We start from the raw sequence: 22,034 nt of genomic DNA, 5'->3' as shown, positions 1-22,034 counted from the left end.
GCCCCGGCGGCAGCGGGAGCCCCCGGCGCTCCTTGGCCGGGCGGCTCCCGCTCGATCGGATCCGTGTCAGTCGTCGACCACGAACTCCACGCGCCGGTTCCTCGCGCGGCTCGCCTCGTCGTCGCCCTCCGCAATCGGACGATCCGGCCCGTAGCCCTCCGTCTCGAGCCGGCCAGGGCTGACCCCTCTCCGGACAAGGTATCTCCGGACCGTCTCCGCGCGCTGCTCGCTGAGCTCGATGTTGAACTCCCGCGTCCCCGTCTCGTCGGTGTGCCCCTCGATCCGGACCCGCTCGACCTCCGGGTGCGCCTTCAGCACGAGCGCCACCTGATCGAGCGTCCTCCGCGACTCCGGCTCGAGCTCCGCCGACCCGGTCTGGAAACGGATCGTGTCGCGCATCACGAGCTCGCCGTCCTCGTACGTCACCCGCGGCTCGCCCTCGTCAGGACAACCGTCGTCGTCCTCGACTCCGTTGATCGTCTCCTTCTCGTTCGGGCACGCGTCGTCCGCGTTCGGGACGCCGTCCTGATCGTCGTCGGCGTCCTCCTCGGGGCAGCCGTCGCTGTCGTAGTCGGCGTCGCGATCCTCGGGGACGTCCGGGCACAGGTCGCGCTCGTCGTCGACGCCGTCGTGATCGCCGTCGTGCGACGTCGGCGTGTACTTCACCCCCGCGAACACGCGGAAGATCGGGACGCCGTACCCCGCCAGCGCGCCGATGCCCGGGCCCGCGACGATCTCCCACTCGTCGCTCGGGTTGATCTTCACGTAACCGAGCGCCTCGAGCGGGGTCTCCTCCAGGTCCGCCGCGGTGAGGCCCACGCCGCCGTTCGCCTCGGCGCCGATCTCGACCTTGCCGTCGATGCCGCCGAAGCGATAACCGAGCGCCGCGGCGTAGGTCAGCTCGCTCGCCGCCTCGACGTTCGCGTACTGCGTCCCCTCGCGGATCGCGACGCCCGCGTTCACGCCGAACCTGAGGCCCGGCGCGAAGCGGTGATCGAGCACGATGCGCGGCCAGAACACCACGTTGCGCGCGCCGCCCGAGAAATCGCCGGTGTGCGTGGGCACGCGCAGCTCGGCGACCAGGCCGAGGCCGATGGAGTCGCGATCGTCGAGCAGGCGCAGCTTCGGCACGATCCGGATGTCGCCGAGCCCCGCGAACGACGGCGACCCCTCGCCCGATTGCGCGAGGAAGAACGGCACGCCGAGGCCGATCGCGAACGGCTCGGCCAGCGTGACCGACGCGATGAGGTCGGCGCCGAGGCGGCCGCTCACGATCTCCCGCCGCACCTCGCCGTCGCCCGTCGCGACGATGAGCGGGTTGCGCGCGTAGTTCAAGAACAGCCCGAACGCCCAGGGGTCGGCGGGCTCGCGCACGCCGGAGCCCTCGGTCACGACGAACCCGTCGTGCGTGACGGCCGGCTTGAAGCGCTCGATATCGATGTCGTTCTCCTGCGCCGCCGCGCTCGTGGCGGCGGCGAGGACGATGCAAGCGGTGGCAGCGGTGATCCGTGCGCGCATGGGTCTCCTCGTCATCGACCTGTCCCGTGTCCGCGGCGCGGGCGCCGGCGCAACCGGAGCGCGAGCCCGCCGGCGGCGAGCAGCGAGAGGGCGCCCCCTCCGTACGGCGCCGGCCCCGCGGCGCAGGCGCAGGCGCCGCCGCGGACCTCGTCGCCCGGCTCCAGCCAGGGGCCGTCCGGCCCTCCCGCGCCACTCGATCCCGGGCCGCCCGATCCCGCGCCGCCCGACGCCGCGCCCTCGACGCAGACGCCCGTCGGCGCGCAGCGCGCGTCCGGACCGCACTCGGCGCCGCCCGGCGCGCACGGGCCGCACCGCCCGTTCGCGCAGACGAGGCCGTCGCACTCCGCGTTCGTCGTGCAGGTGCCCGTGGGCACCGGGACGCACCGCCAGTCCGGCGAGCACTCCTCGTCCGCGTCGCAGTCGGTGTCCTCCACGCACGACACGGGCAGCACGCAGGCGCGGTCGACGCAGACGCCGCGGCCCGCGCAATCGCCGTCCCACGTGCACCCCGAGGGCGGGACGATCACGTCGGGCACGCGGTCGGAGTCCGCGTCGCCGGGCACGCACGGCGCGGAGATGCCGATGTCGAGATCGCCCGGGCCGAGGCCCGCCGTGCCGCTCACCGACCGGAAATAAAGATTCGCGTCGCACGCCGCGGTGACGCCCACGACCCCGAGATCGATGGCGCCCTGCGCATACCCGCGCACCGCCTCGTTGATCAGCACGGGGTCGACGTCCGTCCCCACCTCGGTCGCGACCTGCTCCGCCGGCACCGTGAGGCGCTCGTAATCCCCGGACGCCCCGAAGGCCCAGACGCCCGCGAGCGTGCCGTCGCCCTTCACGCCGAGCACGACTTCATAGCCGCCCGGCGAGCTGTCGATCGTGAAATTCGGATCGATCTCCGTCGCCTCGGCCGTGCCCCCGGTCCCCCGGTTCCTGTCGGCGTCGATGAACACGTAGAGCGTGACGGCGCCGCTGATCGCGGCCGTCTCCGACACGTAGGCGCGCGCCCAGAGCCGTCCGGCGTCGGCCACCGCATAGGCCGTGCGAAAATCGATCGACCGCTCCGGCTGCTCGAAGCGCGCGGCGCCGTCCCCGGCCACGTCCTCGTCGCCGAACGGCCAGCGCGGCTCACCCGTCCTGTCAATGGCGACGATCTCGTCGAGCACCGGCGTCTTCCGCCCGCCGGTCCACGTCTGCGCGGCCGAGCTCGTCGGCCCGAGCACGACGGCGAGCGCCGCGCCCACAGCCAGCGGCGCGCTCCACGCGCGCCGCCGCACCCACCCATCTGTGTGATGTGTCATGGCGCGAGCATCCTCGCACAGGTCGCCGTAACCCTTGCAAATGAAAGGCATTCTGCGCAGACGGTGCGCAAGGGTGCGCGCCCGCGGCACCTCGCGCGCCCCGCCCGCTCGATGCCCGAGGCCACCGCGTCGCTTGGCCGCGCGCCCGGTTTCTCGTAACTGTCCATAGGTCAGTTACACGCCCGGCGCCGGCCCGTGGCCGCGCCGGCCCGGGACGAGCGCTGTCTGCTGAAGTCCTTCACGGCGTGAATGCCAACCCATCTTCCGAGGAAACCGGATGCACCGCACCGTTCACCATCGCCGCCCCGGAGCGCTCCGGGTGGCCTGCCTGCTGCTGCCTGGACTGCTCGCCACGGCGTGCTCGGGTGAAGACCCGGGCGCGCCGTTCGGGAGCGAGTTCGACGTCGCGCGCTACGACCTCCGGGGCGAGTTCGACTGGGAGCGAGAGCGCCTCGTGGCGACGCTGGATCTCACCCTCTCGATCACCGGCGAAGGGCCGCGCACCGTCGTCCTCGACAGCGCCGTCGCCGAGGTGAAGGGGGTCCGGCAGCGGGGCGGCGGCGCGCTCCCGCACACGTTCCACCGGGCGCACGAGGCGCTCGCGATCGATCTGTCGGGCGTGCCCGAGGCGGCGGACGGCGGGGCGATCGCCGTCGAGATCGACTACGAGGCGCTCGCGGGCGACGCGCTCCGCGCGGTCCCGGCGCGCAAGGGCGACCCGGTCGCCGTGCGCGCGGTCTACACGATCTCGGAGCCGCTCGGGGCGTCGCGGTGGATGCCGTGCCACAACACGCCCTCGGACCGCGCCATCTTCTCGATCGCCATGCGCGTCGACGGCGGCGAGGCGATGATCGCGAACGGCGATCTCGTCGGCGAGGAGGACCTCGGGGCCTCGGGCCGCCTCATCCGGTACGAGACCGCGTACCCGCTGCCGACGTACCTCATGGCGTTCGCCATCGGCGATTTCGAGGTCGAGCGCGGGGCGAAGGGCGATCTGCCCATCGCCGTCTGGCGCCGCCGCGGGCTGCCGGGCGACTACGGCAAGGTGCTGGGGGAGATCGAGCGCGCCATCGGTCGCTTCGAGGAGCTGCTCGTGCCGTACCCGTTCGAGAAATACGCGCTCGTGCTCCTGCCCGATTTCTCGGTGGGCGGCGTCGAGCACGCGAGCATCAGCTTCCAGCGCGAGGAGCGGAGCACGCAGCCGGCGCTCGCCTCGGATCTCCTGCTCACGACGCACGAGCTCGCGCACCAGTGGTTCGGCGATCTGGTGACGGTCGAGAGCTGGGACGATCTCTGGATCAAGGAGGGCATGGCGACGCTGCTCGAGAACGAGGGCGCGCGCGCCTACACGGACGAGAGCGGCGCGGGGACGCTGAACGGCGACGAGCTCGCCGCCGCGGACGGCGACGCCGTGCGCGACGTGTCGCTCGATCCGGGCGAGAAGTACACGAGCGGCCCGTACGGCCGCGCCGCCTGGGTGCTCACCCAGATCCGCAGCCTCGTCGGCGAGGACGCCTTCTGGTCGACGCTCCGCGGCGTGCTCGAGGAGCACCGCTTCGGCAGCCTCGGGACCGACGCGTTCCTCGACGCGTTCGCGCCGGCGCTCGGCCCGGACGCGACGGCCCGCGCGCGGCGCGCCGTCGTGGCCAGGGCGCTGCCGTCGCTCGAGGTCGACCCCGCGCCCTCGGGCGGGGCGTTCGTGACGCTGCGCGACCCGGAGGGCGCCCTCGTCGCGCCCCTCGACGTCGCCTGGGTGGCCGCGGACGGCGCGACCCGCGCCATGACGCTCGCGCCCGGCGAGCGCGTCGAGCTCGCGCCCGGGGCGCCCTCCGATCTGCTCGTCGTCGATCCGCAGGATCGCCACCCCGAGGCGCTCTTCCTGAGCGCGGTGGACGATCTCGAGGGCTACCTCGCCCACGTCGCGCCGCTGCGCGCGCCGAGGGTCCCGGAGGCGATCCCGCGCTTCCTCGAGCTCGGCGGCGCGCACCAGCTCGCCGCGCTGAAGGACGGGCTGCCGGAGGGGGTCGGGCCCGAGCGGTTCGAGGCGTTCGTCGAGGGGCTCGACGCCGGGGCGGCCCGGGGCGTGGCCGTCGCGGAGGCGTGCGAGGCCGCGGGCGCGGACGACCTCGATCCCGCGCTCCGCGACGCGTGGGCGAGCGTGCTCGCCGGCCTCTTCGCGGAGGCGCCGCCCAGCTACGGGCTCGATTACGTCGGCAGCTACGCGGCGTGCGGCGCCGTCGTCTCGCCCGAGGACCTGTTCGCGGACGAGTGGGCCGCGCTCGAGGCCGGGCTGCCGTCCGGCGAGCTCTCCGGCGAGCGGCTCCATCTCCTGTCGAAGTTCCGGTTGCCGGCCGCGAGGGCGCTCCGCGCGTGGGGGCAGGTCGCGCTGACGTCGGGCTCGGTGCGGGCGCGCCTGCTCGCGATCGAGCACCTCACGACCTACCTGGGCGGGGTCGCGCCGGCCGAGCTGCCCGCGTGGCGCGCCTTCTTCGCCCGCGTGCTCGACGAGACCGATGTCTCCGAGATCCTGCGCGCGGACCTCCACGCGGTGGTGGCGTCCGCCGCGCCCACCGCGGCGGAGAACGCGGGCGCGCTCAAGGGGCTGCTCCGGGTGCTCCGCGCCCGGGAGACCCGCGCGGTCCACGCCGCGGCCGTCTGCGCGGCGTTCGAGCTGACGGGCGATGACAAGGGAGCCTGGGGCCGGTTCACCGCGGCGCTCGAGGGAGCAGCCCTCTCGGATCGCGCCGCGGCCCTGCTGCGCGCTCCCGCGGCGTGCGGCTGAGGCTCCCCTGCCCCGGCATCGCGCATGTCCGGTCCGCCTCGCGCTCCCGCGAGGCGGACCGCCTGCGCCGGGGCCGGGCGCCGCTGCTATGCTCTCCGGCCCATGCCGGAGCTCAATGACCTTGTTCGCCAGGGCGCCCCAGTCGCCCGCGTCGCGGAGTACCTCGACGGGCTGACGCACGAGGAGCGCCTGCGCGCCCTGTCCATCACGACGCGCGCGGTTCAGCGGGCGCTTTACAACGCCGCCAGCGCATCACCACCGCTCACGCTCGACTTCTTCGTCCCGGGCGGCACCCCGCCCCGCGTGGCCGTTCATCACAAGGGGAGGAACAGCCTGCCCCTCCCCCCGCCGCTCCGCGTCTTCGAGAAGCGGTTTGCCGCCCCGGAGGACGGGAGCGCCCGCCTCTTCGGTTACAACGAGGGGCTCACGCGCGCGTGGATCGGCCCGGGCTACTTCGTCGCGGTGCCGACGGCGGGCAACGCCGCGTGGCAGGAGCGCGGCGCGATCGTGATCGATTACTTCCAGGTCCCGGACGGCCCGGTGCCCGACGGCTGGCCGAAAGTCGTGCCGAACAGCCAGGGTCTCCAGTCCGTCGTTTACGCCGGGACACGCGATTTCATGCGCAGGGTCTCGAAGGACGTGTCGATCGGCGCGGCGTTCAAGGGGGAGAAGGCGCTCGACCACTACTTCACGCTGTGCCGCGAGCCGCGCGACGGCTGACGGGCGCAGCTCCGGCGCATCACCGGCCACCTCGACCGCGTGCTGTACGAGGACGGCGCGCGTCGCGCCGCTGACGCTACTGCGGGAAGTCGGGCCGAGAGACAAACCGCCATGACGCCAAGGGCGCCAGGAAACCAGGGAAGTAGAAGGGGGAAATGGGGGGACAACCGTTCCCCTCTCTTCTTGGCGTCGTTGGCGCCATGGTGGTTCTTCTGCTGGTCCGGGGCAACTTTCCGCAGCAGTGACAATCCGGGTTGAACTCAGACCCATAACCACAGAGGCGCAGAGGACACAGAGGAGAGAGAGCAAGAGAACTCTCCTCTCTGTGCCCTCTGCGCCTCCGCGGTTCAAATCCCTCTCCTTTCCTCGTGGGTTCAACCTGCTCGGCGCTCCAGGCTGGGCCAGATGGGTCGGCGGCCGGGTCGCGCCTCCCCGGCGGCCGCCCCACGCGCCATCGGCCCCGGCTCCTCAGCCCCGCGCCCCTCCGGCTGGCCCCGTCGTGCCGAGGCGCGCCGCCACCCCCTTGCGCAGGAGCCCCATCTTGTTCCGCATCGCCGTGACCTGCTGCCGCATCCCGTCGGCCTGCTCGGCGAGGTCGACGAAGCCGGCGGCGCTCGCCGCGTGAGCCAGCGCGCGCGCCTCGTCGGCGAGGCGCGTCATGCGCCCCTCCACCTCGTCCATCGCCGCCACGACCGCGGCGATCTGCTCGGGCGCCGCCGCCTCGCGCTGCCGCGCCGCGATGTCCTGCACGAGCTGGTTGATGCGCCGCCCCTCCTCGCCGAGCGCCGCGAAGCGCTGGAACAGCGCGCCGAGCTGCTCCGCCCGGCCCCGGATCTCCTCGCCGCGCGCCGCGAGCGCCGCCGCCGTCGCCTCGTGGCGGTCGCGCGCCGCCGTGATGGCCGCGATGAGCGCCCCGAGCGCCGCGCTCACCCGCTGCTGCGCCCCGGCGGCCTCGGTCGTCGCCCTGGCGGCGCGCTCGATGCCCTTGCGCGTATCGAGCGACATCCTCCGCACCGCCTCCGCGATCCCCTCGAAGGCGTGGAGCTCGCGCTCGAGCGCCCGCGCCGCCTCGGCGAGCTCCCCCCCGCCCCGCAGGCGATCGTCCCTGTCACCGCCTCCCCGGCCGTGCTTCTCGCGCTTGCTCACGTCTTCACTCTCGCGCGCCTCTCCGACGCCCTGGAGAGCCAGGCTATCATCCTGCAGGCGGATGTCCTGCCGCGCCCTTTCGTGTTCTGGCGCTGCTCAGGGCGGTGTACTGTAGCGAAACGTCACGCCCGACGTCGTACCCCCTCGGAGGAACCGATGCGAAGCGCGCTGCTCGTCCTCGTCGGCGCTCACGTCCTGCTGGGCTGCGGGGCGGCGCCGGGGACGGAGCCGGCCCACGCCGCCCGCCCCACCACGGAGATCAGGAGCGCCGCCCCGCACGAGCGGCGCCCGGCCCGGCCGGCCGGAGAGGAGCGCGCCGCCACGGGCTCGGCCGCGGCGGCCCTGCGCTCGACCGACGCGGACTGCGCGGCGCTCGCGCCGGAGGTGCAGAAGGCCTCGCGGATGATCGAGGTGCTCCGCGAGTCCGACCTGAGCACGCCGCCGGACGCGCTGCGCAGGATCGCGGACCGGCTCGACCTGTGGGCCAGGGCGACCGCGGTCCGCGCGTCCGATCCGGAGCTCGCGGAGAGGGCCCGGGACCTCCGGGAGAGCTTCGCCCGGACCGGCGCCGCGGTCCGCGAGCTCCGGGCGACCCTCGAGGCGCGCGACATCAAGAAGGCCAGCCTCGGGCGCGCCAGGCTGGAGCGGGAGCTCGATCGCGACGCGAAGGTCGTGAGGAGCGTGGCCGGCCGCTGCAAGAGCGACCCGTACGAGCCGATCCAGGGCAAAGCCCATATCCCGCCCCACGTCGTGCGGCGCGTCGTCCACGAGAACTTCGCGCCGATGCGCGCCTGCTACGAGAAGGGCCTTCGCCGGGACCCCCGGCTCGAGGGGCGGATTCCCGTGCACCTCGTCGTCGACCGCGACGGGAGGGTCACGTACGCGGGCGACGCCGACCGCCCCGCCGCGGACGCGCCGCTCCTGATCGCGCTCCCCTCGCCCGGCGCGACGCCGCCGTCGTCGCCGGCCCCGCCGCTCCGCGACGAGGGGGTGGTCGACTGCGTGCTCGGGGTCTTCCGCGGGCTCCGGTTCCCCGCCCTCGCGGACCGCAAGAGCGTCGCGACGGTCGTGTATCCCATCGTCTTCGGTGTGGACCACAACCGCTCTCCGGCACAGTGACCAGGTGACGCGGAGCGCAATCCCCGCGGCCCGGCGCACCCCCGACCGATCGAGCGTGGCCGGCGTCAAGCACGCTCGCGCCCCGACGTGCAAAGAAGTTTCCTTCTCCAGGACCCGAGGGTAAGCATTCCGCCGATGAACCTCTCGCTCACCGAGCTGCAGGACATCCGCCGCACCCTCGCGGCGCGCATCGTCTTCGGCCTCTCCACGCCGGGCACCGAGATCGCGGCGCTCCCCGCCTACCTCGCGCCGCCGCCGGCCGGGATGACGGGGCGCGCCGTGGTGGTCGACGCCGGCGGCACGAACCTGCGCGCCGCCATCGTGGAGCTCATGCCGGGCGGCGCGTCGCGGATCGTCGCCGGGCCCGAGTCGGCGAGGTTCCCGGGCGGGCCGGAGATCGCGGGCGACGCCTTCTTCGAGGTGCAGGCCGAGGTCGTCGAGCGCCTCGGCGCCGTGCACGGCCTGCCGGTGGGGTACTGCTTCTCGTACCCGTCGGAGACGCTGCCGTCGCTCGATGCGCGGCTGCTCCGCTGGACCAAGGGCATCCAGATCCCGGGGGTCGAGGGCACCTGCGTGGGCGAGCGGCTCGGCCGGGCCCTCGCCGCGCGCAGGCTCCGGCCGGGGCCGGTCCGGGTGCTGAACGACACGGTGGCGAGCCTGCTCGGCGGCGCGTTCGCGCACGGCGGGGCGCAGCCCGCGGCGTTCATCGGGCTGATCGTCGGGACGGGGACCAACATGGCCACGTTCCTGCCCGCGAGCCGGATCCCGAAGCTCAAGACGGGGCACTTCGTCGCGCCGATGGCGATCAACCTCGAGAACGGGAACTACAACCCTCCGCACCTCCGGCCGGTCGACGCGGAGCTCGACGCGGCCTCGGAGAACCCGGGGGCCCAGCGCTTCGAGAAGGCGGTCTCCGGGGCCTACCTGCCGCGGCTGTTCGCGCGGCTGTGCCCCGATCACGCGCCCCTCGCGAGCGCGGCGGATCTCGTGGCGCTCCGGGAGCAGGGCCCGGACGGGGCGCGGAAGGTCGCGGGCGAGCTGCTCCAGCGCTCGGCGGACCTCGTCGCGGCGGCGCTCGCGGCGGTCGTCGACGTGCTCGAGGGCCCCGCCGGGGTCGGCGTCCTCGCCGAGGGCAGCCTCTTCTGGGGCGATCCGCGCTACGCGCCGCGCGTGCACGACACGCTGCGCGCCCTCGTCGGCGCGCGCGTCGAGCCCCGGATCACGCGGCTCGACCACGTCAACCTGATCGGCTCGGCCTGCGCGGCGCTGTTCGCCTGACCGAGCCCGCTGGCGCCGCGCGCGCCGGCCTTCCTCCCCCGCGACCTCCCTTGCACGACGCTCCGCGCGCCCGGCCACCCTGGCCCGGAGGGCAATCCCTGGTGGTTGAAGAACAGTTCTCCAGGACATGCTCGCTTTCCCCCTCCGCGCCGCGCCGCGCGGAGGGCGCGGGAGGGGTCCGGCCGGTGAGGCGCGCCGTCGCGGCGGGCTTCCGCCCCCGTCCGGTCGTCACGAGCGGGTTTCTCGAGCCAGAATGGCTAACGTGTCGGGGGAGATGAGCACGACCACTCGCAGACTCGCGTTCCAGAGGCAGCCGCACCTGGTCGACGGCAGCGGCAGCGTCGGCGTGTGGCTCACGCAGCCGGCCGGCATGCTGGTGCAGCTCCTGCGGGAGACGGTGACGACGGGCGACATCGCGCGGTTCATCTCGCACGACGCCTACCAGCGGCTCGTGGGCGTCATGCGCCCGGACGAGCGGGCCTTCTTCCTCTACGACATGGCGCTCATGGTGCGGTACGAGAGCGAGGCGCGCGTGATCCTGACGCAGTGGGGGCTGAACGTGCGCGACCGGATCGAGCACATCGTCATCCGGCCGCCCCCGGAGATGAACAAGCTCGGGCGCATGGGCATCCAGACGATCGCCGCGGCGATGAGCCTGGCGCGCGTGCCGATCGACATCGTGGACGACCTCGAGCCGTTCCTGCGCGCGCGGAACCTGCGGCCGCGGCTGGGCGCCGGCTGAGGAGGGCGCTCGGGGGCGGGGGGCGCTCACGGGCGGGGGGCGCTCACGGGCGGAGGGCGCTCACGGGCGGGGGGCGCTCACGGGCGGAGGGCGCTCACGGGCGGAGGGCGAGCGCGTCCGGCGCGCTGCGGGGGGGGCGGGCCGGGGCCGGCCTCGAGGAGGGCCCGGTCCGAGGAGGCCGCGCGCGCCGCGCGGCGCCCGGTCGATGCCCTGGATACTCTCCGCATCCCATCTGCCTTCTTGGAGCCAAGTCGAGTGGCTTGCAGAGGATTCCGCCTCCCGGAAACCGTCGAGCCCAGTCATGAGCAGCCTGCCCACATCGGCTGCCAATCGACGTATCCGGCGACTCCATCATGCCAATGCCACCGTGGTCGCTCACTGACTTCAACTCCGTGCATGCATCGAGCAACGACGCCGGAAATGATCCGGATGAAACGGCAAACCAGAGCGATGGGAACGCCATCGGGGGGATGAGGGTTTCAGCGGCCGCGCGGACCGCGCCCCGCTCGACGCGCTGCATCTCGCCGCCCCCGATCGACAGCTCCACCCGCAACAGCACGGCACCGCTGCGCACGTCATCCGCCTCCCAGGCGCGCCAGCACGCACGTCACGTTGTCCGGCTCGCCGTGCTCGTTCGCGAGGTCGACGAGCAGGCTCGCCGCCAGGCTCAGGTCGCGGTGGCTCCCGAGCACCCCCGCGATACGCCCCTCGGGCACCGGGCCCCACAGCCCGTCTGAGCACACGAGGAAGATGTCTCCTGGTGCCGTCGGCTCCACCCGCGACTCGATCTCGACGTTCTCGTCACACCCCAGCGCCCGTGTCACCGCGTTCGCCCGGTCGCTCAACGCCTCGACCGCCTCCCGCACACCATCGCCATCGTAGAGCAGCTCTTCTAGCAGCGTGTGATCCCGCGTCAGCCGCTCCAGCTTGCCGCCGCGCATCCGGTAGACCCGCGAGTCGCCCACGTGCGCGATGTACGCCATCCCGAGCCCGAGAAGCACGCCAGCGAAGGTCGTCGCCATTTCACGCGTGTGCTCTTGCCGCTGGCTGGCTTCGTAGATCGCCCGGTTCGCCCTCCGCACGCTCAGCACGAGCCTCACCTCGTCCCGGTCGTGCGGCGTCGCTGTGCCGTACGGCCACGTCTCCTCGATCTCCTCGTCCACTTCGAAGCAGCTCTTGACGACCTCGATGGCCATGCGCGACGCCACCTCGCCGGCCGCGTTGCCGCCCAGCCCATCGGCCACCATGAACAGCCCGAGGCACGGCAGCGCCGCCAAGCTGTCGTCGTTGTGGCTCCGTCGCCGGCCCACGCCCGAGTGCGCTGCCGCCTCGATGGCGACCTGTGGATACACGATCGTCCTCCTCGCGCGCTCGTCGTCAGGACGAGCCGAGCCATGGCGCGCTGACATCACCGGCGCGCGTTCTCCTCGATGTGATCAGGCCGCGCCGCGCGCGGCCTTCGCTGCGTCGTTACCGCTCCGCCGTCAGGGCGGCGCGCGTTCTCGCCTCAATCACTCGCCGCGCTCGAGCTGCTCTCGCGCGCCTTCGCCTCGTCTCACGCGCGCAGCCTCGACGCCTTGAGGCTGCGCGCTCACTCCATCAACGCTCCGACTCCGCGGCGGCGTGGCTCGCCGCAGGCGACGCCTCCTTCACCGGTGCGTTCATCGTGGCGGGCACCTCCGTGTGCGACGGACGCAGCAGATGCATCGTCAGCTCCAGCGTCTCCCCCGCCTTCGCCTTGATGACAAGCTGCGCCGGCACGTACCCATCGAGCTCCGCTTGGATCCGATGCGGACCCGGCGCCAGGAACACCGGAACCGAGAACGGCGTGCGGCCCCGCTTGCACCCATCGACCGTCACCTGCGCGCCTTCCGGCGTTGTCGCCAGGTTGAGCGTCATGACCCTGGTCACTGCTTCCTTCAGCGCTTTCTCGGACTGCTCCAGCAGCGCCATGTCGTCGGGCGTCAGCTCCACGGACGAGGACCGCTGCGCTGGCTCGGTGCTGTCCGCTCTCCAGCAGGTCGTGCGCTCCCCCTGGGCCGTCCTCTCCGCGGGCGGTTCCTGTGGGGACGACGACGGCTGCGCCAGCGTCGCCGTGACATCCGCGGACCGAGCGGCGCACCCAGCGAGCCAAACCCCGGCGGCCAGCACGAGGACGCCGAACCGTGGCGAGGCGAGATGGGAGATGCCCACGACCCGGCGGTGCTCGGGGCTGTGCGCCTGTGCGTCGCCCGACCGTCCTACGTCTCGCGCTCCGCGCGGGACGAGAGGGGATGCTTTGCTCGCGGCCTTGCTGCTCATCGTTCTCATCGCTGCCCTCCGTCCACGGGTTGCCTTCGAACCACCGCGCGCTGCTGGAGGTTGCACCGGAGCGCTCACGGAAGCTCCTGTTCCGCGGCCACCACGCCCTCAGCTCCGGCGTTGAGCGCGACGTTGTTGCTCCCGCCAGGACCACCGGCGCCCGGGGCCCCCGGCGTCAGCGTCGTCTTGCCTTCCTGCTTCACCGGCTCACCCCGGAACGCGATCGCAAGCGACGGCCCACCGAGACCTCCACCGCCGGGCCCGCCGTTCCCTCCCTGACCCCCCTGCCCGCCAGCGCACGCGTTCTTCGAGCCGCCCACGCCCATGCCTCCTAGCCCACCGACGCCACCGGCGCCGCCCGGCTGCAGGTCACCGCCGGCGCCTCCCTTGCCTCCGCTGCCCGCCTTCAGCGAGCAGTCCGTCAGCGTCACCGTCCCCTCCACGCTCACCAGCGCGATGCTCGCTCCACCGGCCCCACCGCCTTGGCCGGGCAGCCCGCCGCAGCCGCCAGCCCCGCCACTGCCGCCGCTGGCGCCGGCGCCCGCCATGCCGCCAGCGCAGACGAGGCCACCCTTCGCGCCACCACCGCCGCCACCGCCCTGTCCGGGCTTGCCTGCGCTGCCCGCGCCGCCGCTGACGCCCGCGTAGCCGGATGCGCTCAGCGTCCCGATGCCGCTCGCCCCGACGCCAGGTTCACCGGCGGTGCCGTTGCTGCCGGCACTGCCACCGCCTTTGTTCGGATCGTTCGGGATGGCACCACAGTTCCACATGGATGTCGTGGAAGCAGGCTCTCCCGCACCGCCTTGACCCTCGATCCCGATCTGCCCAGCATCGCCGCCGCCGCCGTTGCTCACCTTGCCGTCGCCGCCTTCTCCGCCGATCGACAGCGTGTCGCCCTCGCACGCGTTCTCGACCTGAGCCCCTCCGGGCAGCGTCTCATCCGGTGCACCTGACGTATCCAGATCGCTGCACGCGTTGGCTCCGTCCACTCCTCGCGGTCCCTGTATCGCCGCCTCGCTCGGCGCGTCCTCTCCGTCGGGGCCATCGGCCCCGTTGCCCGCGACCAGCTCGCACCGCGCAAGCTCCGCCGTCGCACCATCCACCAGCACCGCGATCGACGAGCCGCCGGCCGCCTGCGCGTCCGCGGCGCGCGCCGACACGTCTTCGATCCTCACGGCGCCCTCGCCTCGCACCAGCTTCAGCGGGATCGCGTCCGCGCCCGGCGCCACGGTCGTCTTCTTCTCCTCGCCGATCCATCGCCACCCGTTCGCGCAGTCCAGCCCGCCGAAGAGCGTCACGCCGGCGGGCACCTCGACCGCCTCCGCGAACTCCTCCGCGCACGCGTACACGGCGGTCCCCCTCTCCGCCGCTCGCGCGATCGCCTTGCTCAGCGTCTTCACAGGCTCCGCCTTCGTCCCGATGCGTCGGTCGTCGCCGCTCGCCGCGACGAACACACCGCACGCATCGCTCACGCCCTCCACGCTCTCGCTCGGCACGCATCCCCCGGCCGGCCAGCCGCTGCTGGTGCTGGTCGTCGGGCGGAAGTGCTCGCACGTGAGCATCAGCTCGCAGTCGTCCTGGATGTGGTACCAGAGCCCATCGCAACCGCTGGCACCGATGACGAACGCCGTGGTTACCGTGAGCGCGCCCATTCTTTGACGTGTCATCGCCTGACTTCTCCGGCTCATCACCATGCCCCCACGACGATGATGCCGCTGCCGTGCAAATCGACGTTGGGTAGCACCGACACCTCCGTCGAGTTGGTCGCCGCTCGCCTGGGCCAGAGCGCATACGTCAGCGCGGCAAGAGCGGACACGCCCGACGCGACGTAGCTCCCGAACGCAGCGTCACCCAGGCCGTCGGCCTTTGCTCCCAGCCGATTCAGCTCGGCACACCGCACCGTGAACGCGGTCGACGGCTCGATGCATTGCCCGCCAGCGCCCTGGATCGACCGGCTCTGCGCACGCGCCTCGTCGTTCGCGTTGTTCGACGCCATCGTCATGCCCACGCCCACGCCGAGCCCGACGACGCTCGCAGCTCCCAGCGCGATCATCGGCACCCAGCTCCGCTCCGCCGGCGGCACCACGGTCGTCTCCGGCAGCTTCGCCGGCCCCGGCTCGCTCGCCGCCCGTGGCCCCGTCGTCCCCGCCGGCCCCGGCTCGCTCGCCGCCCGCGGCCCCGTCGTCCCCGGCGCCTCCACCGCGGCCGGCTCCTCCGCATCCCTCCGCACCAAGTACAGCTTCATCCCGACGACATCGCCTGCTTTCGGCTCGATCCGCTCCTGCGCCGGCTTGTAGCCGTCGAGCTCCGCCTGGATCATATGCTGCCCCGGCTCCAGGAACACCGGCAGCGCCAGCGGCGTCCGCCCCATCTCCGCCCCGTCGACCGTCACCTCGGCGCCCTCCGGCTCCGTCTTCACCGTGATCGCTGCGACCTTCGCCAGCGCCTCCTTCAGCAGCACCTCCGCGCGCTGCCGTTGCGTCACCCTCGTCGCGGGCGCCTCACGCAGGTACCAGGACAGGTGCTCCGCGGCGTCGCGGTACTTGCCGAGCCGGAGCTCCGCGACGCCGAGGTTCGATGCGATCTGGTAGTGCCGCTCGATCCGCCACGCCGCCAGGAACGACGCGTGCGCCTCGACCCAGCGCGACTGGTTGAGCGCCGCGAGCCCCTCGTCGTAGAGCTGTCGCGCCTTGTCCGTCAGCGCCTCCGCCTCGGCCGCGCCGGGGGTTTCGGCGCTCGTCTGGGCGCGGCTCGCGGGCGCGAGCAGCGCGATCGAGACGCCGAGCGAGCACATCAACGCATGCTTGTTCATCGTTAGAACTCCGGTACTCCTTCGACAAAGGGTGGCGGCTGCGGCGGCACCATCGGTGGTTGCGAGGAGGCTGGCGACGCGAGCGCGTCCTTGGACGCGGCTGCACCAGCGGGCTCCTCCTCGGGCGAAGGCGTCCGCTTCAAGAGCAGGACAATGATGGATGCCCACCCCCCGTCGGTGCTCGGCGCTCCGCGCCTGCGCGCCGCCGGCCCCTCCCATGTCCCGCGCTCCGCGCGGGACGGGAGGGGTTCCCTGGAGGACGCTGGCGGTTCTCCGCCCGCGTCTTCGTGGCGTCGCGTTCTCCATCCACGACGGCTCCTGCACGAGGCAAAAGCGATCCGCTGCTGGGCTGCCTTCAGCGACCGTCGGATAACATCCGCTCTCGCGGCCCGACGCAGAAGGGGTCAGCAGATCTCCGGTCCATCCGCCCGCGCCTTGGGCATTCCACTCTTCGGTGGTGAGGTTGTCAGCGCCAAGCAGCCCACCGTGCCGCGTTTCCGCGACAAAACGGTCCCTACCACCCCAGCGCAGGGGGCGTCCACTCATTTCTCTTGATCCCTTCAACTCAGCCGCTCACGGCGCAGCTCTCATGATCTCAACAAGATGCATTCCGGTGAGACCCACGAAATTGCCACGCACCACATCCTTTTCTTACTGCCCGCAGCTCTCGTCGGTCGCGAAGTCCCAGCAGGCCCCGCTCGCGCCCGGCGTGCCGGCGCCTTCCGGCGGTCCGCCGAGCCCGACCTGCCCGCCGTCGCCTGCCGTGCCCGCCGTGAAGTCCTTCAGCTCAACCGCGGCGCTCGGTGCTCCGGCATACGCGATGCCCACGGCGTGACCGCCTCGGCCGCCTCCGGCAGGGCCGCCGTCTCCGCCTCGGCCACCTCGACCGCCATCGCAGCCAGGGATCGAGCCCACCTCCCCAGAAGCCTGCCCCCCCGGACTGCCGGCGCCGCCGGCGCCGCCGGGGATTCCGGCCACTCCGTCTCCCCCCTTGCCCGCCTTGCCCACCGCGACGGTCACCTCCGTCAGCACCAGCTTCGTCCCCAGGCTGAGGATGCCGATGCTCGACCCACCGGCCTTGCCGCCGCCTCCTCCTTTGCCGCCGCACCCGCCGGCCCCGCCTCCGCCGCCGCTCGCGCCGGGTCCTTCCACGGTGTCGGCGCCGGCCAGGCAGAATAGCCCGGCCTTTGCACCGCCGCCGCCTCCTCCCCCTTGACCTCGCTTCCCCGATGTGCCTGGGCCCCCGTCGCCGCCGCCGATGCCGGCCAGCGTCAGCACGGTGCCGCTGCCCGCGGCACCTGCGACGCCGGAGGCTCCTGGCGCGCCGTCTTCTCCACGTCGGCAGTTGCCCGCGGCCCCCGTTTGTCCCGTGCCGCCGAGTCCGTACGCGTCGGGGTTCTCCTCCGGCAGCGGCGCGCCGTCCTCTCCGCGTTGCCCGTTCCCCTCATCCATCCCCGGGCTTCCTCCGAGCCCACCTTGGCCGCCGCGCGTCTCGCCGTCCTCGCACGTCGTCACGCCGGGCTCGCCGCCGAAGACCAGATCGCACGCGTTCGACACCGCTCCCGCCGGCGCTCCCGCCTGCGGCGGCTCCGCTGGCGCCTCACCCTTCGCGCCATCCATCCCGTCGCCCGCGGTCACGTCCACCTGCACGAGCTCCGCCTCGATATCTGCCACCGCCACGCCGATCGACGACCCGCCCGCCTCCGTCGCGCTCGCCGCGCGGACCGCGAAGCTCCTCACCTTCGCCCCGCTCGCGCCTTCCGACAGCGTGAGCGCGATCTGGTTCGCCGGCGCCTCGATCGCGCTTCGCGCCTCCTCGCTCCACGCCCACTCCGCGCCGCAGTCGAAGCCGCCGATCACCTCGACCTCCGCCCCGATCGTCACGCTCTCCGCGAACGCTCCGCCCGCGCACGCCAGCACCCGCTTGCCGTTCGCGTTCGCGATCGCCTCGCTGAGCGACGCGTACGGCTTCGCCTTGGTGCCATCGCCGCCGGGCGCCGCGCTCGCGCTCGCGAACACCGCGCACTCGTCGATCACCGTGCTCGCGTCCTCCGTCGGATCCGCCTCGCACGCGAGGGTGCTCCCGCCGCCACCGCCCTCGCCGCTGCTCACGTCGCAGACAAGCGTGAGCGCACAGTCGTCCGGCATCACATACGGGAAGCATCCCACCTGCTGGCTCCCCGCAACCATCATCCCGAGGATGAGCACCGAGACACATCGAGCAGTCCGACGCATGCTTCCCTCTCCTCGATCCACTACGCCCTGCTCAGAAGTCACCGCGTACTCCAATCCCGAGGCCATTCGACCCGACGAGCGGCGCTACATGCACACGCCGCTCGTTGACCGAGGGGCGCGTGATGAGGCCATAGACGAGCGTTCCGATCCCGACCGTACCCGCACCGACGAAGCTCCAGAACGCCGCGTTGCTAAAGTCGTAGCGCGCCGCGACGGCATCGTTCAGCGCCGTGCATCGCGCGGGTGAGCCGGGAGCTGCACATGCACCCAGGCCGCCGCTTTGCCGTAGCAGGCTCTGTTGCTCTTCCGCGTCGCTGGCGTTCGCGTTCGCCAGCACCGTGAACACCACGCCCGCGACCGCCGCCGCCCCCGCCGTCGCCGCGCCGCCGATCAGCACCGCCGTCCTCGGCCCGCCGGCGCGCTCCTCCGCGCCGCGCGCAGGCGGCGCCAGGGTCATCACCGGCGGCTTCGGCGGCGGCGCGCTCGCCGACTTCCGCTGAAGCTCCACCCCGTTCTCGCTCTCCTCACCGGCCCCGACCTGCACCGTCATCTTCTTCGTGTCGTACCCCTCGTGCTCCACCGAGATCGTGTGCGTCCCTGGCTCCACGAACACCGGATCCGCCAGCGGCGTCTGCCCTCGCCAGGTCCCGTCCACGAACACCCGCGCCCCGTCCACGTCCGCGCGCACCACCAGCGTGCCCACTTTTGACCGCGCCTCCGCGTACATCGCCGCGCCTCGCTCCCGCTCCACCGCCGTGCTCGTCGCGTCCTCCCCCATCTCACGCACGTACCTCGCGAGGTGCTCCGCCTGTCCAGCGGCGCACCCAGGCAGCGGGATGCTGGCGGCGAGCATCGCGATGGCAGACACAGAGGAAGCGTGACGAGGGATGCCCACCCCCGGCCCGTGCTCGGCCCTTCGGGCCTGCGCGCGGTCCGCCCCTCCCAGGTCCCGCGCTCCGCGCGGGACGGGAGGGGTCCCCTGGAGCGCGCCGGCGGTTCTCTGCCCGTGCCTTCGTGCCGTCGCGGTCTCCATCCACGACGGCTCCTGCACGAGGCAAAAGCGATCTGCTGCTGGGCTGCCTTCAGCGACCGTCGGATAACATCCGCTCTCGCGGCCCGACGCAGAAGGGATCAGCAGATCTCCGGTCCGTCCGCCCGCGCCTTGGGCATTCCACACTTCGGTGGCGAGGTTGTAAGCGCCGGGCAGCCCACCGTGCCGCGTTTCCGCGACAAACCGGTCCCTATCACCCCAGCGCAGAGGGCGTCCACTCATTTCTTTTGACCCCTTCAGCTCAGTAGCTCACGGCGCAGCTCTCATGATCTCAACAAGATGCATTCCGTTGAGATCCACGAAATTGCCACGCATCACATCTTTTTTTCCTTCTTACTGCCCGCAGCTCTCGCCGGTCGCGAAGTTCCAGCAGACTCCGCTCGACCCTGATGCGCCGGCGCCTTCCGGCGGTCCGCCGAGCCCGACCTGCCCGCCGTTGCCCGCCGTACCCTCGGTGAAGTCTTTCAGCTCAACCGCCGCGCTCGGTGCCGCGGCGTACGCGATGCCCACGGCGTGACCGCCTCGGCCGCCGCCACCGGACCCGCCCGCGCCGCCTCGACCGCCTCGACCGCCGTCGCAGCCGGGGATTGAGGGTGGGTTCTCCGATGCAGCTCCGCCTGCGGCGCCGGTGCCACCGTTCGCCCCGTTCTGCCCAGCCACTCCATCTCCCCCCTTGCCCGCCTTGCCCACCGCGACGGTCACCTCCGTCAGCACCAGCTTCGTCCCCAGGCTGAGGATGCCGATGCTCGACCCACCGGCCTTGCCGCCGCCTCCTCCCTTGCCGCCGCAGCCGCCGGCGCCGCCTCCGCCGCCGCTCGCGCCGGCGCCCTCCACGGTGTCGGCGCCCGCCGGGCAGAACAGTCCGGCCTTCGCACCGCCGCCGCCACCTCCCCCTTGACCTCGCTTCCCCGATGTGCCGGGGCCCCCGTCGCCGCCGCCGATGCCGGCCAGCGTCAGCACGGTGTCGCTACCGGCGGCGCCTGCGACGCCGGATGCTCCTGGCGCGCCGTCTTCGCCTCGCCTGCAGTTCCCCGCGGCACCCGTTTGTCCTGCACCCCCAAGCCCGTACGCGTCGGGGTTCTCCTCCGGCAGCGGCGCGCCGTCCTCCCCGCGCTGCCCGTTCCCTTCCTCCATCCCCGGCGTGCCTCCGAGCCCACCTCGGCCGCCGCGCGTCTCGCCGTCCTCGCACGTCGTCACGCCGGCCTCGCCACCGAACACCGCGGCGCACGCGTTCGACACCGCTCCCGCCGGCGCTCCCGCCTGCGGCGGCTCCGCTGGCGCCTCTCCCTTCGCGCCATCCATCCCGTCGCCCGCGGTCACGTCCACCTGCGCGAGCTCCGCATCGATGTCCGCCACCGCTACGCCGATCGACGACCCGCCCGCCTCCGTCGCACTCGCCGCGCGGACCGCGAAGCTCCGCACCTTCGCTCCGCTCGCGCCCTCCGACAGCGTGAGCGCGATCTGGTTCGCGGGCCCCTCGATCGCGCTCCGCGCCTCCTCGCTCCACGTCCACTCTGCGCCGCAGTCGAAGCCCCCGATCACCTCGACCTCCGCCCCGATCGTCACGCTCTCCGCGAACGCCCCGCTCGCGCACGCCAGCACGCGCTTGCCGTTCGCGTTCGCGATCGCTTCCCCGAGCGACGCGTACGGCCTCGCCTTCGTTCCATTGCCGCCGGGCACCGCGCTCGCGCTCGCGAACACCGCGCACTCCTCCGTCACCGTGCTCGCGTCCTCCGTCGGATCCGCTTCGCAGACGTGGTCGCTGTTGCCGCCGGCACCACCGCCGCCCCCCACGCCGAGATCGCAACCGATGAGCTTGTGCTCGCAATCGTCACGAAATGCGAGCGGCCAGCACCCAGGTAACACGGTCGCAGCAAGCATCGCGCTTACGAAGAATGTCGATGTACGACGAGCAGAACGACCCATGATGTTGTTCCTATCTCCCCTGCGAGCCGCGCCCTCAGAACTCACCGCTGACAGAAACGCCGAAGCCGTTCGCTCCCACGACCGGCATGGCACGGACGCCGTGCTGCGGCACTGAGGGCCGTGTCGCGAACCAGTAGATCGCCGTTCCCGCGCCGATTGCACCCGCAGCAGCGAAGCTCAAGATCGCCGCGTTGGCCGCTCGGATATGGGCGTCGTCCGTATCGCTGAGGGTCGAACACGTCGCCGGTGCGCTCGCGCGTGAGCATGGTCCCGGCCCGTTCTCGCGCACGAGCGCTTCCCGCTGTGTTTCGGCCTCGTCACCCTTCGCCACCGCGAGGACCGTGAACACCACGCCCGCGACCGCCGCCGCCCCCGCCGTCGCCGCGCCGCCGATCAGCACCGCCGTCCTCGGCCCACCGGCGCGCTCCTCCGCGCCATGCGCAGGCGGCGCCAGGGTCATCACCGGCGGCTTCGGCGGCGGCGCGCTCGCCGACTTCGGCTGAAGCTCCACCCCGTTCTCGATCTCCTCACCGGCCCCGACCTGCACCGTCATCTTCTTCGTGTCGTACCCCTCGTGCTCCACCGAGATCGTGTGCGTCCCTGGCTCCACGAACACCGGATCCGCCAGCGGCGTCTGCCCTCGCCAGGTCCCGTCCACGAACACCCGCGCCCCGTCCACGTCCGCGCGCACCACCAGCGTGCCCACCTTCGACCGCGCCTCCGCGTACATCGCCGCGCCTCGCTCCCGCTCCGCCGCCGTGCTCGTCGCGTCCTCCCCCATCTCACGCACGTACCTCGCGAGGTGCTCCGCCGCGTCGCGGTAGCGGCCCAGCTTGAGCTCGGCCGCGCCCAGGTTGCCGCGGATCGTGTAGTGAGCGTTCAGCGACAGCGCCGCCAAGAACGCGGCCCGCGCATCGGCCCAGCGGGATTGCGCGAAGGCATCGACGCCTTCCTTGAAGAGCTTCCGCGCCTGCTGCGTCATCGCGGCTGCCTCCGCCTCGTGCGGCGCCGCGCTCGGCTGGGTCCTGCCGGGCGCGGTCCAGGTGAGCAAGGCGACAAAGCCGGCGAGAGACGCGATACGACGAACGTGCCTGTGCATG

The 22,034-nt window shown here is 72.8% G+C and carries 16 protein-coding genes; 5 read left to right on the top strand and 11 right to left on the bottom strand.

All coding sequences use genetic code 11. The annotated features are described in order from the left end of the window. Positions 1-66: 66 nt before the first annotated feature. Positions 67-1,518 (bottom strand): OmpA family protein, encoded by a 1,452-nt coding sequence (locus WMF31_RS09720; protein ID WP_436601660.1) that lies wholly within the window; start codon positions 1,516-1,518, stop codon positions 67-69. A gap of 11 nt (positions 1,519-1,529) precedes the next feature. Then, on the bottom strand, positions 1,530-2,822 hold the full coding sequence (locus WMF31_RS09715) for a hypothetical protein (RefSeq protein WP_436601659.1): 1,293 nt from the start codon (positions 2,820-2,822) through the stop codon (positions 1,530-1,532). Positions 2,823-3,099: 277 nt separating this feature from the next. Here WMF31_RS09715 and WMF31_RS09710 point away from each other — a divergent pair, with 277 nt between their 5' ends. Together WMF31_RS09710 and WMF31_RS09705 are read left to right on the top strand one after the other, a co-directional pair. Beyond that, positions 3,100-5,604, top strand: a complete 2,505-nt coding sequence (locus WMF31_RS09710; protein ID WP_436601658.1) for a M1 family metallopeptidase — start codon at positions 3,100-3,102, stop codon at positions 5,602-5,604. Positions 5,605-5,706: 102 nt separating this feature from the next. Further along, positions 5,707-6,324 (top strand): hypothetical protein, encoded by a 618-nt coding sequence (locus tag WMF31_RS09705; RefSeq protein ID WP_436601657.1) that lies wholly within the window; start codon positions 5,707-5,709, stop codon positions 6,322-6,324. Positions 6,325-6,792: 468 nt separating this feature from the next. Here WMF31_RS09705 and WMF31_RS09700 read toward each other — a convergent pair whose 3' ends face one another. After that, positions 6,793-7,470 carry a hypothetical protein gene (locus tag WMF31_RS09700; RefSeq protein WP_436601656.1) on the bottom strand — a complete coding sequence of 226 codons (678 nt, stop codon included), beginning with the start codon at positions 7,468-7,470 and terminating at the stop codon, positions 6,793-6,795. Positions 7,471-7,626: 156 nt separating this feature from the next. Between WMF31_RS09700 and WMF31_RS09695 the strand changes: the two genes are divergently transcribed. The 3 genes from WMF31_RS09695 (at position 7,627) to WMF31_RS09685 (ending at position 10,609) form a co-directional block, all read left to right on the top strand. Further along, complete coding sequence (locus tag WMF31_RS09695; protein WP_436601655.1) at positions 7,627-8,589, top strand: hypothetical protein; 963 nt, start codon at positions 7,627-7,629, stop codon at positions 8,587-8,589. Between the two features lie 135 nt (positions 8,590-8,724). After that, the gene (locus WMF31_RS09690; RefSeq protein WP_436601654.1) at positions 8,725-9,867 is read left to right on the top strand and encodes a hexokinase family protein; all 1,143 of its coding nucleotides are present in this window, start codon (positions 8,725-8,727) and stop codon (positions 9,865-9,867) included. Between the two features lie 274 nt (positions 9,868-10,141). Continuing rightward, positions 10,142-10,609, top strand: a complete 468-nt coding sequence (locus WMF31_RS09685) for a hypothetical protein (RefSeq protein ID WP_436601653.1) — start codon at positions 10,142-10,144, stop codon at positions 10,607-10,609. A gap of 575 nt (positions 10,610-11,184) precedes the next feature. On the opposite strand, the gene WMF31_RS09680 is transcribed toward WMF31_RS09685, so the two are convergent. From WMF31_RS09680 to WMF31_RS09645, 8 genes are all read right to left on the bottom strand, one after another. Then, entirely contained in the window at positions 11,185-11,961 is a 777-nt protein-coding gene (locus tag WMF31_RS09680; protein WP_436601652.1) for a PP2C family protein-serine/threonine phosphatase, read from the bottom strand. 247 nt (positions 11,962-12,208) lie between these two features. Next, positions 12,209-12,583, bottom strand: coding sequence for a PEGA domain-containing protein (locus tag WMF31_RS09675; protein WP_436601651.1), 375 nt, complete (start codon positions 12,581-12,583; stop codon positions 12,209-12,211). A 401-nt stretch (positions 12,584-12,984) separates the two neighbouring features. Further along, positions 12,985-14,577 carry a PGRS family protein gene (locus WMF31_RS09670; protein ID WP_436601650.1) on the bottom strand — a complete coding sequence of 531 codons (1,593 nt, stop codon included), beginning with the start codon at positions 14,575-14,577 and terminating at the stop codon, positions 12,985-12,987. A 20-nt stretch (positions 14,578-14,597) separates the two neighbouring features. Beyond that, positions 14,598-15,722: a PEGA domain-containing protein gene (locus tag WMF31_RS09665; protein ID WP_436601649.1), complete on the bottom strand. Its 1,125-nt coding sequence runs from the start codon at positions 15,720-15,722 to the stop codon at positions 14,598-14,600. A gap of 651 nt (positions 15,723-16,373) precedes the next feature. Further along, on the bottom strand, positions 16,374-17,957 hold the full coding sequence (locus WMF31_RS09660) for a hypothetical protein (RefSeq protein WP_436601648.1): 1,584 nt from the start codon (positions 17,955-17,957) through the stop codon (positions 16,374-16,376). Between the two features lie 31 nt (positions 17,958-17,988). Beyond that, the gene (locus WMF31_RS09655) at positions 17,989-18,825 is read right to left on the bottom strand and encodes a PEGA domain-containing protein (RefSeq protein ID WP_436601647.1); all 837 of its coding nucleotides are present in this window, start codon (positions 18,823-18,825) and stop codon (positions 17,989-17,991) included. Positions 18,826-19,341: 516 nt separating this feature from the next. Further along, positions 19,342-20,889 carry a hypothetical protein gene (locus WMF31_RS09650; protein WP_436601646.1) on the bottom strand — a complete coding sequence of 516 codons (1,548 nt, stop codon included), beginning with the start codon at positions 20,887-20,889 and terminating at the stop codon, positions 19,342-19,344. Positions 20,890-20,968: 79 nt separating this feature from the next. After that, positions 20,969-22,033, bottom strand: a complete 1,065-nt coding sequence (locus WMF31_RS09645) for a PEGA domain-containing protein (RefSeq protein WP_436601645.1) — start codon at positions 22,031-22,033, stop codon at positions 20,969-20,971. Position 22,034 lies beyond the last annotated feature (1 nt).

The sequence above is a fragment of the Sorangium sp. So ce1036 genome (assembly GCF_051369805.1).
In the GTDB taxonomy this organism is placed as follows: Bacteria; Myxococcota_A; Polyangia; order Polyangiales; family Polyangiaceae; genus Sorangium; species Sorangium cellulosum_F.
Note: the sequence above shows the minus strand (reverse complement) of the source record. Positions and strands in the feature narration are given on the sequence as shown.

Bases quoted from the DNA above. Each gene is read 5' to 3' on its own strand.
- WMF31_RS09645 (WP_436601645.1), bottom strand. From the start codon at position 22,033: ATGCACAGGCACGTTCGTCGTATCGCGTCTCTCGCCGGCTTTGTCGCC.
- WMF31_RS09650 (WP_436601646.1), bottom strand. From the start codon at position 20,889: ATGCTTGCTGCGACCGTGTTACCTGGGTGCTGGCCGCTCGCATTTCGT.
- WMF31_RS09710 (WP_436601658.1), top strand. From the start codon at position 3,100: ATGCACCGCACCGTTCACCATCGCCGCCCCGGAGCGCTCCGGGTGGCC.
- WMF31_RS09695 (WP_436601655.1), top strand. From the start codon at position 7,627: ATGCGAAGCGCGCTGCTCGTCCTCGTCGGCGCTCACGTCCTGCTGGGC.
- WMF31_RS09720 (WP_436601660.1), bottom strand. From the start codon at position 1,518: ATGCGCGCACGGATCACCGCTGCCACCGCTTGCATCGTCCTCGCCGCC.
- WMF31_RS09665 (WP_436601649.1), bottom strand. From the start codon at position 15,722: ATGAACAAGCATGCGTTGATGTGCTCGCTCGGCGTCTCGATCGCGCTG.
- WMF31_RS09690 (WP_436601654.1), top strand. From the start codon at position 8,725: ATGAACCTCTCGCTCACCGAGCTGCAGGACATCCGCCGCACCCTCGCG.
- WMF31_RS09670 (WP_436601650.1), bottom strand. From the start codon at position 14,577: ATGACACGTCAAAGAATGGGCGCGCTCACGGTAACCACGGCGTTCGTC.
- WMF31_RS09660 (WP_436601648.1), bottom strand. From the start codon at position 17,957: ATGCGTCGGACTGCTCGATGTGTCTCGGTGCTCATCCTCGGGATGATG.
- WMF31_RS09685 (WP_436601653.1), top strand. From the start codon at position 10,142: ATGAGCACGACCACTCGCAGACTCGCGTTCCAGAGGCAGCCGCACCTG.
- WMF31_RS09705 (WP_436601657.1), top strand. From the start codon at position 5,707: ATGCCGGAGCTCAATGACCTTGTTCGCCAGGGCGCCCCAGTCGCCCGC.
- WMF31_RS09715 (WP_436601659.1), bottom strand. From the start codon at position 2,822: ATGACACATCACACAGATGGGTGGGTGCGGCGGCGCGCGTGGAGCGCG.